Origin of the sequence: Bradyrhizobium sp. 190 (genome assembly GCF_023073415.1) — a bacterium.
GTDB lineage: Bacteria > Pseudomonadota > Alphaproteobacteria > Rhizobiales > Xanthobacteraceae > Bradyrhizobium.
Genome location: NZ_JADPJL010000068.1, coordinates 106,973 through 120,372, shown reverse-complemented (window position 1 = coordinate 120,372; position 13,400 = coordinate 106,973). Strand labels below are relative to the sequence as shown.

The window sequence follows — 13,400 nt, the reverse complement described above, 5'->3', positions numbered from 1 at the left end:
TTTAAAACTCGCCGTGCAGCCTTCCGGAGAACACATGGACCGGGCCGCGGTCGGCATTGAACGCCGGGTTGGTGACGAACTGGTAGTCCGCCGTCAGCGTGATCTGCCTGGTGAGGGCATAGGCGTAATAGGTTTCGAGGATGCGTTCCTTGCGGTAATTGAGCTGCCCATCGCCGATCAGTGGCCCGAGCCCGCCGGCGGCGAGGAAGTCGCGATGATCGCGTGACAGCGCGTTGATGGCGCCGGCGATGCCGATCGTGTCGTCCGGCCGCCCCCATTTGGTGCCCTTGATCGAGGTGCCGAGCGACAATGAGGCATCGATGTCGGTGAACGACATGATCTCGGTCTTGCCGTTGTTCCAGCTCCAGCGGCCGAACAGGCCGATATCATCGGTGACCGACTGTTCGACGTTGATGACATAGCCGTATTTGGGGCGGCCCGTGCGCGTCAGCGCAATGTCGAGATTGAGCGCGGGATTATCCAGCGTCTCGCGATAGCTGCCGGAATTGGCGCTGCTCAACCAGCCGATGGTGCGCAGCTTGCCCGGACGGGAAAATATCGAGTATCGCGTCTCCAGTTCAGCCACATACTGGCCGCGGCGGAATACCTGCGTGTCGAAATTGTTGGAGTTGGATACCGCGCCCATCAGGAAATAGCCGCCGCGCAGTGCCCAGTTCTTCTGGTTGAGTTCGGCGGTCATGCCGTAGGTCAGCCCGAGCCTGTCGGCGGCATAATCGAACGCGCCGGGGGCCCAGATCGACCAGTTCATGAAATCCCTGCGGGTATCCTTGGCGTAGGAATTGCCGTCGAAGACGTCGCCGACCGAGAATTTTCCGGCCTGAAGCGTCAGCCTGTTGACGTCGACCTTGCCCGCAAGCTGCTGCTGTCCGCTGGCAAGCTCTTCCTGCTCGCCGCCAAATCCGAAAGTCTGGCGCACATACAGCCGCGAGGTGTTGTAGTGCGGGTAGGGGAAGTTGGACTTCTGGGCCTCGCCGCTGGAAAATCCGGCGAGACCGACGGTGTCGCTCAGGCCAAAGCCCTGCAGCAGTTCGGGGTTGTAGTAGACCTCGCCGCCTTCCCAGAGCCGGGCGTTCAGATAGAGGCTGTTGCTCCAGGTGGCCTGCGCCTGTCTGGCGGGCGTCAGGCTGTTGGTGCCAGTATAGGGTGCGCGGAATGCCGGATAGCCCTGTCCCAGATACGTGCTCTGTCCATGGATCTCCCAGCGGTCGGATTCGGGATCGGTCAGGTCGGACTTCGGCGTCCAGGTTTTTGACCCCGGCCAGTCGACCTTGCGGTTGAGGCCGATGCGCACCTGCTGGAAGTCGAGCGTCGAGCTGTGTTCCGTACCGGAGGGGAAGCGATTGTTGGCGCGATCGAACTGGCTGTAGAGATATTCGAGCCTGACGGTCCAGTGCGGCGCGAAGGCGTATTCCATGCCGGCGCCAGCGGCCCAGCCGGGGCGGACGTTGATGTGTTTCTGGTCAGTGCCGACGTCAGGCGTATTGATGAAGCGCTCGCCGGCCCAGGCGAAACCGCCGGTGGCGTAGAAGAGCCACTGTCCGCTTGCGTAGCCGATGCGGCCTCGCGCGGTGCCGACGTAGTCCAGTTTCTCGACCACTTCGGAGCGTATGCCGGTAAGCGTCGATACGATCGAGTTCGAGGTGAAATAGTTCGGAAAGGTCAGGTCGGCTTCGACGCCGAGCACCAAGCCGGAGGGCAATTGAACATTGTAGCCGCCCTGGACGCCGCCGATCACGCCGCTGAAGACGCTGTTGGTCGAAACCGCCAGCGGATCGGAGAGTACCGCGCTCGAGGAGCCGCGGCCGTAGCCGGTGTGGCCGCCGATGTAGAAGCCGCTCCAGTCGAACGCCGGGCGAAGATAGGGCGCTTTCAGCGGCATGTCGGCCGCAATTGCCGGGCTGCCGAGCGTCAGCGCGCCGAACGCGGCGCCGGCCAGCGCATAGTCCAGGGATCGGCGGTTGCGGTTCACAGTGCGGACATTCCCGGCGCGACCCATGCTGTCGCTGCTTGCCATCACTGCAGATTCGAATGCCTGCCGCCACTCAACAATTGAAGTCATCAACCCCGCCGCCCCCGAATCGGATTCCCTACGGTTCCCCGATCAGCGCCCAGATCGAGATCATTCCGACATTTACGCCTCGATCCTTATTGCAAGTAATTCGCAATAGCCAGAAGGGGAGCCGGCGGCAGCACTTGGATGGCACGGTTGCGTGACGTGCTTGCAACACGTCATCGCCCCTGCCGCTACCGTTCGGACAGATCGCTGACGGGTGTTCGGAGACATCGCTGACACATCGCGACGGGCCGGGCGCTAGCGGCCGGCCTACATCCTCCAAAAGGGTGACCCGCCCGGGGGGACAACCGGGCGGGTCGGGTTCAGCACGGGGTGGATGAGGCGCCCGTGCCGGACGCAAATCCACGAGAAGCGTTTTCGGGTCTTGAAATGGCTTGCTTGAAGAAGTCGCTTCTCAAACAGAGACCAAGTCAGCCGAAGAAAAATCAGTAGGAGCAGGTCCGGACGCGGCCGATATAATTGCCGAAGGCGTCGAACTGGCGAACCCAGCCGCAGCGGCGATAGCCGTCGTAGTAGTAGCCGGGGCCAGAAGCTGCGATCGCGGTGCCGACGATGGCTGCGCCAACGAGGCCGGCTCCGACACCCCAGTGCAGCGGCTTGGCTTGCGCCTGGGTGGTGGAAGCGATCGTACCGGTAACGGCAAGGGTAGCGAGAGCGAGAGCGGCGAACTTGGTCTTGATCGACATGGAAGTCTCCATCCTGTGTTAGGCGGCCATTGTGGTCCGCATGCCCAGTTGGACGGAGGCTCCTCGAAAGCGGTTCGAGGCTGTGGCTGGAAATATGGTTTCGTCGTTTATTTCTTAGATATTTCAGATGGTTGCGAGAATAAATCCTCGATTCTATACTTTACGAAGAAACAATTCCGGATCGAATTTGTCGACGTCGTCGAGCAATTCGCAGAACGCGCGTGCGCCGTGATCGAGCAGTTGTTCGCCCTTCTCCGCGGAGGCTTTGGTGGCGTCGCCGACCGCGCCGCTTTCATGCAGGTCCTGCGTCTGCCACGCGAAGGGGACCGGCCGATGCGCCGAGAGCCAACGAAATTTTTTCTCCATCGCGACGCTGGCGGGATGAAAATCCGCGATCGCTTCTGTCCGCACGGCGTGCGGATAGCGCGCCATCATGATCGAAGTCTCGACCGCGCCGCCATGAATGCCGTGACGCAGCTCTTCCGCGGAAAACAGTCCGTCCGGCGCACCAAAGCGCGACCAGCTCGTGGTGACCACGAGAAGCCCGTGATGCGCGCGCAGATCCTGCGCCACCAGCGACATCGCCGCGCTGTTGCCGCCATGGCTCGTCACGATCACGAGCTTGCGGATGCCCGATCGTGCGACACTCTCGCCGATCGCCATCCACTCCTTCAATGCGACAACGGTCGGCAGCGTCAGCGTTCCCGGGTAATCGATATGTTCGGTGGAAATGCCGACCGGCTGCAGCGGCAGAAACGTGACGGGAAGCGCGACAGGCAGCAGCTCGCGCACCCGCGCCAGATAGGCCTCGCCGATCAGGACGTCGGTTTCCAGCGGCAGATGCGGGCCGTGCTGCTCGGTCGCCGCCAGCGGCAGCACCGCGATCCAGCGCGCGGCGTCCGCCCTGGCGATATCCGGCCAGTGGATGTCGGTCCAGTCGCGGGGCGGAACGGTTGAGGTCATCGAGCGAAGCGTTTCTTTGAATGAATTTGCGGGGTAGCTTGTTAGATATTCCGGGAATTGATCCAATTCCTGGATAAACCGGTGGAACGATATCCACGTCCATTGCCTCCCATCATGGGCCAGAACGATCGACGGAGTCCAACCATGAACCCGGCCATTTTGACGCGAGCGTTAACCGCGGGTCTTCTGGTGCTGGCTGCGGCACTGATGCCGGCGCGCGCGCAGACCCTCGACAAGGTGTCGTTTGGAACCAACTGGGTGGCGGAGGCCGAACATGGCGGCTTCTTCCAGGCGGTTGCCGACGGCACCTACAAGAAATACGGCCTCGACGTCACCATCGTGCCGGGCGGTCCCAACACCAACAATCGCATCCTGCTGACCGCCGGCAAAATCGACTTCTTCATGACCGCGAACACGTTGCAATCCTTCGATGCGGTCACCAACAACGTGCCGGTGGTCGCCGTCGCTGCCATCTTCCAGAAGGATCCTCAGGTTTTCCTGACCCATCCGGAAGCCAAATCCACCAAGCTCGAAGATCTCAAGCCGCTCACGCTATTCGTGTCCAAGGAAGGCGTCGCGAGCTACTTCCAGTGGCTGAAGTCCGAATACGGATTCAGCGAGAGCAAGGTAAAGCCCTACACCTTCAATTCGCAGCCCTTTATCGTCAACAAGCAGAGCGCGATGCAGGGCTATGTCACGTCCGAGCCCTACGCCGTCGAGAAGGCGGCGGGCTTCAAACCCGGCGTGATCCTGCTCGCCGATCACGGTTTCAACGCCTATTCGACGCTGATCGAGACCCGCCGCGAGATCGTCGACAAGAAGCCCGACCTCGTGCAGCGCTTCGTCGATGCTTCCGCCATTGGCTGGTACAATTATCTCTACGGCGACAATTCGGCCGGCAATGCGATGATCAAGAAGATGAACCCGGAAATGACCGACGAACTGCTCAGCTATTCCGTCGCCAAGATGAAGGAATACGGCATCGTCGATTCCGGCGATACCTTGCGCGACGGCATCGGCGCCATGACCGACGCGCGGGTGGCGAGCTTCTTCGACAAGATGGTCCGGGCCGGCGTGGTTCGCCACGATATCGACTACCGCCAGGCCTACACGCTGCGCTTCGTCAACAAGGGCGTCGGCGTCGATCTGCGGCCGAAGAACTGACACGAGATGGCCGAGCCCGCTTTGTCCGAGACGGATATCGATTCGGCGGGCCTTGCAGTGCGTCTGCGCGCCGTTATCAAGACCTATGATAACGGCGTGACCGCGCTCGGGCCGCTCGATCTCGATGTTGCAAAAGGCGAGTTCGTCTCGTTGCTCGGGCCTTCCGGCTGCGGAAAATCGACCGCGCTGCGGTTGATCGCGGGGCTCAGCGCGCCGAGTGCGGGCACGGTGAACGTTTCCCATCACGCAAACAGGAAGGATGGGCGGCATCCCATCGGCTTCGTGTTTCAGGAGCCGACGTTGATGCCGTGGGCAAGCGTGCGTGAAAACGTTCGTCTGCCGCTGAAACTTTCGCATGCGCCGGCGGCTGATGCCGACAGCCGCATCGAGGGGGCGCTGGCGCAGGTCGGCCTTTCCGAATTTGCCGATGCATACCCCCGTGAATTGTCCGGCGGCATGAAGATGCGGGTTTCGCTGGCGCGTGCGCTCGTCACCGACCCGGATATTCTGCTGCTGGACGAGCCGTTCGCGGCGCTCGACGAGATCACGCGCTTTCGGCTCAACAACGATCTGCTTGATCTGTGGCGCAGGCTGCACAAGACCGTCATCTTCGTCACCCATTCGGTGTTCGAGTCGGTCTACCTGTCGCAGCGGGTGACCGTGATGACGGCGCGGCCGGGCCGCCTTGCCAGCGAGTTTCATATCGACACCGTGGAGCCGCGCGGGGAGGAGTTTCGCACCTCGGCCGAATATGCCGCCTATTGCCGCGAGGTCTCCAGCGCGCTCGCGCCTTCCTATTCCGGGCAGCGCAGCGCATGAGCTCCTTCCAGAATATTGGCCGGATGCTGCTGCCAGTCGTTGTGCTGGCGGCGGGCCTGGCGCTGTGGGAACTCGTGGTGCGCGTCAACGACATCCAGCCTTACGTGTTGCCGAGCCCTTATGTCGTGTTTCAGACGCTCGTCAGCGACTGGCCGGTGCTGTCGGAATCGCTCGGCGTCACCTTGCTCACCACGCTGGAAGGCTTTATCGCCGCGGCCATCGGCGGCGTCGCGCTGGCGCTGCTGTTCAATCAGTCGAAATGGCTGGAATATTCGTTGTTTCCCTATGCGGTCATCCTGCAGGTCACGCCGGTAATCGCAATTGCGCCGTTATTGCTGATCTATCTGCCGCAGCAGACCGCGGTCATCGTCTGCGCCTGGATCGTCGGTTTCTTTCCGGTCCTGTCCAACACCACGCTCGGGCTGAATTCGGTGGACCGCAATCTGGCCGGGCTGTTTCAGCTCTACGGCGCGTCACGGCTGCAGACGCTGCGGTACCTGAAATTGCCGGCGGCGCTGCCGTATATTCTCGGCGGCCTGCGGATCGCGGGCGGCCTGTCGTTGATCGGCGCGGTGGTTGCCGAAATCGCGGCAGGCACCGCGGGCGCCGGGTCCGGACTTGCCTTCCGGATCGCCGAATCCGGTTATCGCCTCAACATTCCCCGAATGTTCGCGGCGTTGCTGTTGCTGTCCGTCGCCGGGATTGTCATCTATGGGCTGCTGGCGCTAGTTTCGCATCTGGTACTACGGCGCTGGCATGAGAGCGCGCTTGGAAAGGAAAATTGATGGCTGCCGCGAATACTTCCTCCGAAAAGATCGACCTCCTGATCTACGGGCCGATCAGGCCGATCCTGGAGAACGGCTTTCCGGATCAGTTCGTCCTGCATATGGCGGAGAGCCGCGCCGACCTCGAGCGGTTGACGCCCGATACGATAGCGAAGATCCGCGGCATGGCGGTGACCTATCATATGGTGCCGGCCGATGCGAAGGCGCTGTCGCAGTTCCCGAAGCTCGAAATCATCGCAAGCTTCGGCGTCGGCTACGACCACGTCGATTCCGCCTATGCGCGCGAGCACGACATCGTCGTCACCAACACGCCCGACGTGCTGACGGAAGAAGTCGCCGACGTCGCGATGGGGCTTCTGATTTCGACCTTGCGCGAGTTCGTCAAGGCCGATCGCTACCTGCGCTCCGGCCTGTGGCAGGCACAGAACTATCCCTTGAGCGTCGGCTCGCTGCGCGACCGCAAGATCGGGATCGTCGGCATGGGCCGCATCGGACAGGCGATCGGACGCCGGCTCGAAGCCTCGCTCGTGCCGGTGTCCTATCACTCGCGCAATCCGTCTTCGGCCGTGTCCTACAAGCACTATCCTGACCTGATGGAAATGGCGAAGGCGGTGGATACGCTGATCGTGATCGTGCCGGGCGGCGCCTCGACCGCAAAGATGATCAACGCCGATGTGCTGAAGGCGCTGGGTCCCCGTGGTGTGCTGATCAACGTCGCGCGCGGCTCCGTGGTCGACGAGCCGGCGCTGGTGGCGGCGCTGAAATCCGGCACCATTCTCGCGGCCGGGCTCGACGTCTTCGCCAACGAGCCGAACGTGCCGGACGAGCTGAAGGCCATGCAAAATGTCGTGCTGCTGCCACATATCGGCTCAGCTTCGGTGGTAACGCGCAACGCCATGGATCAGCTTGTCGTTGACAATCTGAAAAATTGGTTTGCCGGCAAGGCGCCGCTGACGCCCGTTCCGGAAACCCCGGTGAAGGGACGCTGATGTCGTCTGGGCGTTCGGGCATTACGGTGGCAGCGCTGACGGCGCTGCTCGCGCTTGCGCCGCAGGTGGCGGCGCAGGATGCCTCGACCCTGAAGAAGGACATGATCGGGCAGTGGGAGCTTGCCACTACCGAGCGCAGCAAGACCTGCGTCGTCACGCTGAAGGGCGATACGACACCGCAGGGGTTCAAGCTCGAGCTCGAGCCCGGTTGCGTGAAGGCGTTGCCGTTTACGAAGGAAATCACGGCCTGGAATATCAAGGGGCTGGATATCGTGCGGCTGCAGGATGCGACCGGCCAGCCGGTGATCGACCTCACCGAAGTCGAAAGCGGCATCTTCGAAGGCTTGCGGACCGGCGAGGGCGTCTACATCCTGCAGAACCTCGCCGCCGCCCGCTCGCTCGCCAAATCGATGGACCAGATGATCGGCGACTGGTCGATGGTTCGCGGCAACGGCCAGACGATCTGCGGCCTGACACTGACCAATACCGAGGCCACCGGCGATAATTTCCAGGTGTTTTTGAAGCCGAAATGCGATCCAGCGGTTGCGGCCTTCGCGCCGAACCAGTGGCGGCTCGAACGCGGGCAGATGATTCTGATGTCGGCCGCCGGCCAGACCTGGCAATTCGAGGCCGACGACAATGCGCAGTGGCGGCGGGTGCCCGATACCGCCGATCCCCTGATCATGATCCGGGGACAATAGGTCCCGGAACCCACAACCAGGGTTCGGAATATTTCTTGGACCCCTGTCGATCCGGCGCCATCCCGTTCGTCGTCTCCCATAGCGAGCCAGTTTTGCGGGCGATCACCGCCGCAACTCGCCCTAACGGGAGTTCCGCAATGCGCTTCATGTATATCGTTACCTCGCCTCAGCCCGATACAGGTCCGTCGCCGGCCCTGATGGAGGCGATGGGCAAGCTGGCCGACCGCGAGATCAAGGCCGGCCGCATGCTCGATACCGGCGGCCTGATGCCGATTGCCATGGCCGGTGCACAGGTCAGGATAACGAACAGCAAGCTCGGTGTGATCGATGGGCCATTCGTCGAGACCAAGGAGCTGATCGGCGGCTACGCGATCTTCGAGCTCCGGGACATGGAAGAGGCTGTGGCCGCCGCGAAGGAGTTCATGCAGTTGCACCTCGAGCACATGCCGGGCTGGGAAGGCACCTGCGAAGTTCGCGTGCTTGCGACACCGGGCGTGGATGGCGCATGCGAGGTCGGCATACGCGCTCACGCCTGATGCGGATGTTCGACAAGCCCGGTCGGCGGCGATGACGGCCGCCGACATCCATCGCACCATTCTGGCGGTCTGGCGCATCGAGCAGCCGCGCCTGATCACCGGCCTGTCCCGGATGTTGCGCGATGTGACGCTGGCCGAAGACCTGACGCAGGAAGCCCTGGTGGCGGCGCTCGAACATTGGCCTGCCACCGGCGTGCCGGACAAGCCCGGCGCATGGCTGATGGCAACCGCCAAACGACGCGCGCTCGACGACCTGCGCCGCCGCCGCATGCTCGCTCTCAAGCACGAGATGCTGATACGCGACCTGGAGCAGGAGCAGCAGGCGATGCCAGATCCGGACGCCGGGCTGGACGATGATATCGGCGACGAACTGCTGCGGCTGATCTTCACCGCCTGCCATCCGCGGCTGTCGCGCGAGGCCCGCGCCACTCTCGCACTCAGGATGATCTGCGGCCTGACGACGGAAGAGATTGCGCGCGCCTTTCTTCAACCGGAAGCAACCATTGCCCAGCGCATCGTGCGCGCGAAGCGGACGCTGTCGGAATCCGGGCTCGCCTATGAAACGCCGCGCGGCGAGGAGCTTTCGGAACGGCTCGCCTCGGTGCTGGAGGTCGTCTATCTCATCTTCAACGAGGGCTACACGGCCGCCCGCGGCGACGAATGGCTGCGGCCGCAGCTCTGTAACGATGCGCTGCGCATGGGCCGGGTGCTGACACTGGTCGCGCCGCAGGAAGCCGAAGCCCACGGCCTGCTCGCGCTGATGGAGCTGAACGCCTCGCGCACCGCGGCGCGCACGGATGTGGCCGGCGATCCGATTTTGCTGATGGACCAGAACCGGATGCTGTGGGACCGGCTTCAGATCCGCCGCGGCTTGCTCGCGCTGACGCGAGCGCATGAGCTCGGCGGTGCACGTGGTTTCTATGCGCTGCAGGCGGCAATTGTCGCCTGTCACGCCCGGGCCGGCGCTGCCGGCGAAACCGATTGGCCGCGTATCGCTACACTCTATGCCGAGTTGACGGCGCTGGTGCGCTCGCCGATCATCGAGCTCAACCGCGCGGTGGCGATCGGCATGGCCGAGGGACCGGCGGCCGCGCTCGCGATTGTGGACGGACTGGCAGGCGAGCCCGCACTGAAAAGCTATCATTTGCTGGAAAGCGTGCGCGGCGATCTGCTTTTCAAGCTCGCCCGATTCGCAGAGGCGCGCGCCGCATTCGAGGCCGCAGCACGATTAGCGCGCAACAAGCGCGAACATGAGTTGTTGCAACGGCGCGTTGCCGATGCGGCCCGGCGCAGCGAAATCGTGCGCTGATTTCTGAATGAGCGGCGCATCTTGCGCACGCCATGATTGCCAAATTCGCTGCAAAAAGCCGTGTTTTTGCGATTCGTAGAACTACGGAATCTCGAGTGCCCATTCCGAACACAGTGATTAACCATTGGCAATTATCGTAACGCCAACACTTGCGGAATTTCCGTATTCGCCCTCGTGCCGCATTTTTCCAAGCGGCCATTGGCACCATCATTCGAGGACGCGGCATGTCGGGATTCTTCTCTCGTCGATCAACCCTGCTCGCAACGGCCATTGCTGCGGCCGGTTTTGGCGCGCTCGGGTTTGCCAGCATCGGCCTCGGCGCGGTCATCGTCGGCGAAACCCGCCGCATCGACCTCGGCCCGAAGGCTGCGCCCGGCATCGATGCGATGAAGACGCAGTACAAGCGGCCGGCAACGATCCCGTTCCCGAAGGAGAATCCCTACACGCCGGAAAAGGCTGCGCTCGGCAAGAAGCTCTATTTCGATACGCGGCTTTCGGTCTCCATGGCGCAGTCCTGCGCGAGCTGCCATAGCCCGGGCTTCGGCTGGGGCGATGGTCTGGCGGTGGGCGTCGGCCACGGCATGGCGAAGCTCGGCCGGCACTCGCCGACCATCGTCAACGCGGCGTGGGGTGAGATCTTCATGTGGGACGGCCGGCTGGCTACCCTCGAAGAGCAGGCGCTCGGTCCGATCCAGGCCGCCGGCGAGATGAACATGCCGCTCGAGCAACTGATGGGACGGCTCGCCTCGATCGGCGAATACAAGCAGCTGTTCGCCGCGGCCTTTCCCGGCGAAGACATGAGTGCCAAGACTTTGGCCAAGGCCATCGCGACCTACGAACGCACCGTGGTCTCCGAGCGTGCGCCCTTCGATGCATGGATCGAGGGAAATGAAAAGGCGATTTCCGAGGAAGCCAAGCGGGGCTTCGCCGTGTTCAACGGCAAGGCGCTCTGTTCCGCCTGCCACGAAGGCTGGAACTTCACCAATGACGGATTCCAGGACATCGGGCTGCCGAGCAAGGATATTGGTCGCGGTGAGTTCGTGCCGGGCGTGGTCAAGATGCAACACGCCTTCAAGACGCCTGGCTTGCGCGAAATTGCGCGCCGAAGTCCCTACATGCACGATGGATCGCTCGCCACGCTCGAAGCGGTGGTTGAACATTACGATCACGGTGGCGTCGACCGGCCGAGCCGTTCCGACCTGATGAAGCCGCTCGGACTCACTTCCCAGGAAAAATCCGACCTGGTCGCCTTCATGAAAACCCTGTCCAGCAACCTCAGTCCGACCGCGGTGCCGGTCCTCCCGCGCTGATCCCAGCCCTACCGATCCAAGGATATCCCATGCACAAGACCATTCTGTTCGCTCTCGTCATTCTCTCCGGCCTGTCGGCTGGCGCGCTCGCCGCCAACCAGGTGATCCATCAGCAGGGCCGGGTATTCTCCTCCGAGAGCGTCACCATCAAGAAGGGTGGCGCGCTGACCTTTGTGAACGACGACAGCATTCCTCACAACATCATGTCGGGCACCAAGGGCAGCGAATTCAATCTCGGCTCGCAGGCGCCCGGCATGTCGACGGATGTAACCTTCAAGGAAGCAGGCGACGTGCAGGTGATCTGCGCAATCCATCCGCGGATGAAGATGATGGTGAAGGTTACGGACTAGTCGCGCCAGGCGGCGCTGCCGGAGATTTGTGATGTCGATTCGCTACAAGATTTTCGGTGCCTTCAGCGTAGTCATCCTGCTCGCCTGTGGGCTCGCATTTTACGGCATTCGAGGTATCTCCACCGCGGGCGATCAGGTGGTGCGTCTCTATGACGGCCCCCTGATGGGGATCAACCACGCGCGCTCAGCGCATGCGGGCTTGAACGAGGCGCGTCTCGTCATGCAGCACAGCCTGACTGACGGGACCACGCGCGAAGCAGTCGCCCGGTTTGAAAAGCTGGTTCGCAACATCTCCGAAGATCTCAGCGTGGTCCGGGACAGGGTCCAGAGTGCGAACGTCAAGACCGCCCGGGAGAAGGCTGAAGCCAGCCTCCGCGGCTGGTCGGACGCCGGACTGAAGATCCTCAAGCCGGTACCGGGCGGCCTGACCGAGATCCCCACGACCTTCACGCTGATGCGGCAGGGCGATGAGGCCGTCGCGGCGCTCGACGATCTCGTGGAACTGGTGGCGGCCTATGGCTTCGACTACCGGACCGAGGCGGAAGCATCGGTCGCATCAGCACGTACCGCCATGTCGGGTATCGCCATCGGCACCGTGTTGATCGGGTTCGTTATCGCCATGGCCTTTGCCTATTCGCTCAGCAAGCCGATTTCGGCCGCGGTGCGCGTTGCAGAACGCGTGGCGGCAGGCAACTTCGCGGATGATATCGCGGTCCGGAGGCGCGACGAACTCGGCCGTCTGTTGAAATCGCTCGCCGTCATGCAGGCGAGCCTGAAAGCCCGCGCCGATCAGGATCTCGCGCTGATGTCATCGAAGGACGAGACCCATGCGCAACAGGTCAATCGGCGGCAGCGCATTGAGGCCGAGATAGAAGCCTTCCGCTCCACCTTCACCGCCGCTCTCGCCAATACCGACCGGATGACGGGCGAATTGACGAACACCGCGCAAACCCTTTCCTCGATTGCGCACGCCGCCGGCAAGCAATCCGTCGAGACGGCTTCCACCGCAGGCCAAACCTCGGCCAACGTTCAGACCGTGGCGTCCGCCGCGAGCCAGCTCGGCGATTCCGTGCAGGCGATCAAGACGCAGGTCAATGACGCCACCACGATCGTGCAGCGCGCCTCCGGAATGGCCGGTACGGCCAACGATACGATTCGGGCCCTCGCCAGCTCCACGCAGCATATCGATGAGGTCGTGGGCTTCATCCGCAACATTGCCGGTCAGACCAATTTGCTGGCGCTCAACGCCACGATCGAAGCCGCGCGCGCCGGCGAGGCCGGCCGGGGATTTGCCGTGGTCGCGTCGGAAGTCAAGGCGCTCGCCACGCAGACCGCCAAGGCGACCGAGGACATTTCTTCCCAGATTGCCGAAGTGCAATCGGCGACGAAGCAGGCGGTCGACAATGTCGGCGCCATCGCTTCGATCATGGATGAGATCGATCGCTTCACCGCGGCGATTGCCGACGCCGTCAGCCAGCAGAACGCGGCAGCGAACGAAATATCGAGGAGTATCGGGCACGCCGCCGCCGGAACCGAAAGCGTCGCCCGAAGCATCGCGGGAACGGCCACCGCGACCGAGAACACCAATCGTTCCGCCGACCTCGTGCTGGCAACAGCGCGCGACCTGTCGGATCAGGCCGCCGATCTGCGCGCCTCCGTCGATCGATTCCTGTCGAACGTGGCGGCTTAAGGG

Annotated in this window: 13 protein-coding genes; 10 read left to right on the top strand and 3 right to left on the bottom strand. The window is 62.8% G+C overall.

The window, feature by feature from the left end; translation table 11 throughout:
* Position 1: 1 nt before the first annotated feature.
* From IVB22_RS35665 to IVB22_RS35655, 3 genes are all read right to left on the bottom strand, one after another.
* The gene (locus tag IVB22_RS35665) at positions 2-1,900 is read right to left on the bottom strand and encodes a carbohydrate porin (protein ID WP_247522082.1); all 1,899 of its coding nucleotides are present in this window, start codon (positions 1,898-1,900) and stop codon (positions 2-4) included.
* A 620-nt stretch (positions 1,901-2,520) separates the two neighbouring features.
* Positions 2,521-2,781 (bottom strand): hypothetical protein, encoded by a 261-nt coding sequence (locus IVB22_RS35660; RefSeq protein ID WP_247521816.1) that lies wholly within the window; start codon positions 2,779-2,781, stop codon positions 2,521-2,523.
* A gap of 153 nt (positions 2,782-2,934) precedes the next feature.
* Positions 2,935-3,744: a creatininase family protein gene (locus IVB22_RS35655; RefSeq protein ID WP_247521815.1), complete on the bottom strand. Its 810-nt coding sequence runs from the start codon at positions 3,742-3,744 to the stop codon at positions 2,935-2,937.
* 144 nt (positions 3,745-3,888) lie between these two features.
* Between IVB22_RS35655 and IVB22_RS35650 the strand changes: the two genes are divergently transcribed.
* From IVB22_RS35650 to IVB22_RS35605, 10 genes are all read left to right on the top strand, one after another.
* On the top strand, positions 3,889-4,908 hold the full coding sequence (locus IVB22_RS35650; protein WP_247521814.1) for an ABC transporter substrate-binding protein: 1,020 nt from the start codon (positions 3,889-3,891) through the stop codon (positions 4,906-4,908).
* A 6-nt stretch (positions 4,909-4,914) separates the two neighbouring features.
* On the top strand, positions 4,915-5,727 hold the full coding sequence (locus IVB22_RS35645) for an ABC transporter ATP-binding protein (protein WP_247521813.1): 813 nt from the start codon (positions 4,915-4,917) through the stop codon (positions 5,725-5,727).
* On the top strand, positions 5,724-6,512 hold the full coding sequence (locus IVB22_RS35640) for an ABC transporter permease (RefSeq protein ID WP_247521812.1): 789 nt from the start codon (positions 5,724-5,726) through the stop codon (positions 6,510-6,512). Before IVB22_RS35645 ends, IVB22_RS35640 begins: the two co-directional genes overlap by 4 nt.
* Positions 6,512-7,501 carry a 2-hydroxyacid dehydrogenase gene (locus IVB22_RS35635; RefSeq protein WP_247521811.1) on the top strand — a complete coding sequence of 330 codons (990 nt, stop codon included), beginning with the start codon at positions 6,512-6,514 and terminating at the stop codon, positions 7,499-7,501. The genes IVB22_RS35640 and IVB22_RS35635 overlap by 1 nt, the downstream gene beginning before the upstream one ends.
* Positions 7,501-8,202 (top strand): AprI/Inh family metalloprotease inhibitor, encoded by a 702-nt coding sequence (locus IVB22_RS35630; protein WP_247521810.1) that lies wholly within the window; start codon positions 7,501-7,503, stop codon positions 8,200-8,202. The genes IVB22_RS35635 and IVB22_RS35630 overlap by 1 nt, the downstream gene beginning before the upstream one ends.
* A gap of 137 nt (positions 8,203-8,339) precedes the next feature.
* Positions 8,340-8,738, top strand: a complete 399-nt coding sequence (locus IVB22_RS35625; protein ID WP_247521809.1) for a YciI family protein — start codon at positions 8,340-8,342, stop codon at positions 8,736-8,738.
* 31 nt (positions 8,739-8,769) lie between these two features.
* Positions 8,770-10,047 carry an RNA polymerase sigma factor gene (locus IVB22_RS35620; RefSeq protein WP_247521808.1) on the top strand — a complete coding sequence of 426 codons (1,278 nt, stop codon included), beginning with the start codon at positions 8,770-8,772 and terminating at the stop codon, positions 10,045-10,047.
* Positions 10,048-10,271: 224 nt separating this feature from the next.
* Positions 10,272-11,357, top strand: a complete 1,086-nt coding sequence (locus IVB22_RS35615; protein ID WP_247521807.1) for a cytochrome-c peroxidase — start codon at positions 10,272-10,274, stop codon at positions 11,355-11,357.
* A gap of 29 nt (positions 11,358-11,386) precedes the next feature.
* The gene (locus IVB22_RS35610; protein ID WP_247521806.1) at positions 11,387-11,707 is read left to right on the top strand and encodes a plastocyanin/azurin family copper-binding protein; all 321 of its coding nucleotides are present in this window, start codon (positions 11,387-11,389) and stop codon (positions 11,705-11,707) included.
* Positions 11,708-11,738: 31 nt separating this feature from the next.
* Positions 11,739-13,397, top strand: coding sequence for a methyl-accepting chemotaxis protein (locus tag IVB22_RS35605; protein WP_247521805.1), 1,659 nt, complete (start codon positions 11,739-11,741; stop codon positions 13,395-13,397).
* The last annotated feature ends 3 nt before the right edge of the window (positions 13,398-13,400 follow it).

What these genes read in the sequence shown, in the direction of transcription:
- IVB22_RS35610 (WP_247521806.1), top strand. Translation starts at nt 11,387, where the DNA reads ATGCACAAGACCATTCTGTTCGCTCTCGTCATTCTCTCCGGCCTGTCG.
- IVB22_RS35635 (WP_247521811.1), top strand. Translation starts at nt 6,512, where the DNA reads ATGGCTGCCGCGAATACTTCCTCCGAAAAGATCGACCTCCTGATCTAC.
- IVB22_RS35640 (WP_247521812.1), top strand. Translation starts at nt 5,724, where the DNA reads ATGAGCTCCTTCCAGAATATTGGCCGGATGCTGCTGCCAGTCGTTGTG.
- IVB22_RS35665 (WP_247522082.1), bottom strand. Translation starts at nt 1,900, where the DNA reads ATGCCGCTGAAAGCGCCCTATCTTCGCCCGGCGTTCGACTGGAGCGGC.
- IVB22_RS35630 (WP_247521810.1), top strand. Translation starts at nt 7,501, where the DNA reads ATGTCGTCTGGGCGTTCGGGCATTACGGTGGCAGCGCTGACGGCGCTG.
- IVB22_RS35625 (WP_247521809.1), top strand. Translation starts at nt 8,340, where the DNA reads ATGCGCTTCATGTATATCGTTACCTCGCCTCAGCCCGATACAGGTCCG.
- IVB22_RS35660 (WP_247521816.1), bottom strand. Translation starts at nt 2,781, where the DNA reads ATGTCGATCAAGACCAAGTTCGCCGCTCTCGCTCTCGCTACCCTTGCC.
- IVB22_RS35645 (WP_247521813.1), top strand. Translation starts at nt 4,915, where the DNA reads ATGGCCGAGCCCGCTTTGTCCGAGACGGATATCGATTCGGCGGGCCTT.
- IVB22_RS35650 (WP_247521814.1), top strand. Translation starts at nt 3,889, where the DNA reads ATGAACCCGGCCATTTTGACGCGAGCGTTAACCGCGGGTCTTCTGGTG.
- IVB22_RS35615 (WP_247521807.1), top strand. Translation starts at nt 10,272, where the DNA reads ATGTCGGGATTCTTCTCTCGTCGATCAACCCTGCTCGCAACGGCCATT.
- IVB22_RS35655 (WP_247521815.1), bottom strand. Translation starts at nt 3,744, where the DNA reads ATGACCTCAACCGTTCCGCCCCGCGACTGGACCGACATCCACTGGCCG.
- IVB22_RS35605 (WP_247521805.1), top strand. Translation starts at nt 11,739, where the DNA reads ATGTCGATTCGCTACAAGATTTTCGGTGCCTTCAGCGTAGTCATCCTG.
- IVB22_RS35620 (WP_247521808.1), top strand. Translation starts at nt 8,770, where the DNA reads ATGACGGCCGCCGACATCCATCGCACCATTCTGGCGGTCTGGCGCATC.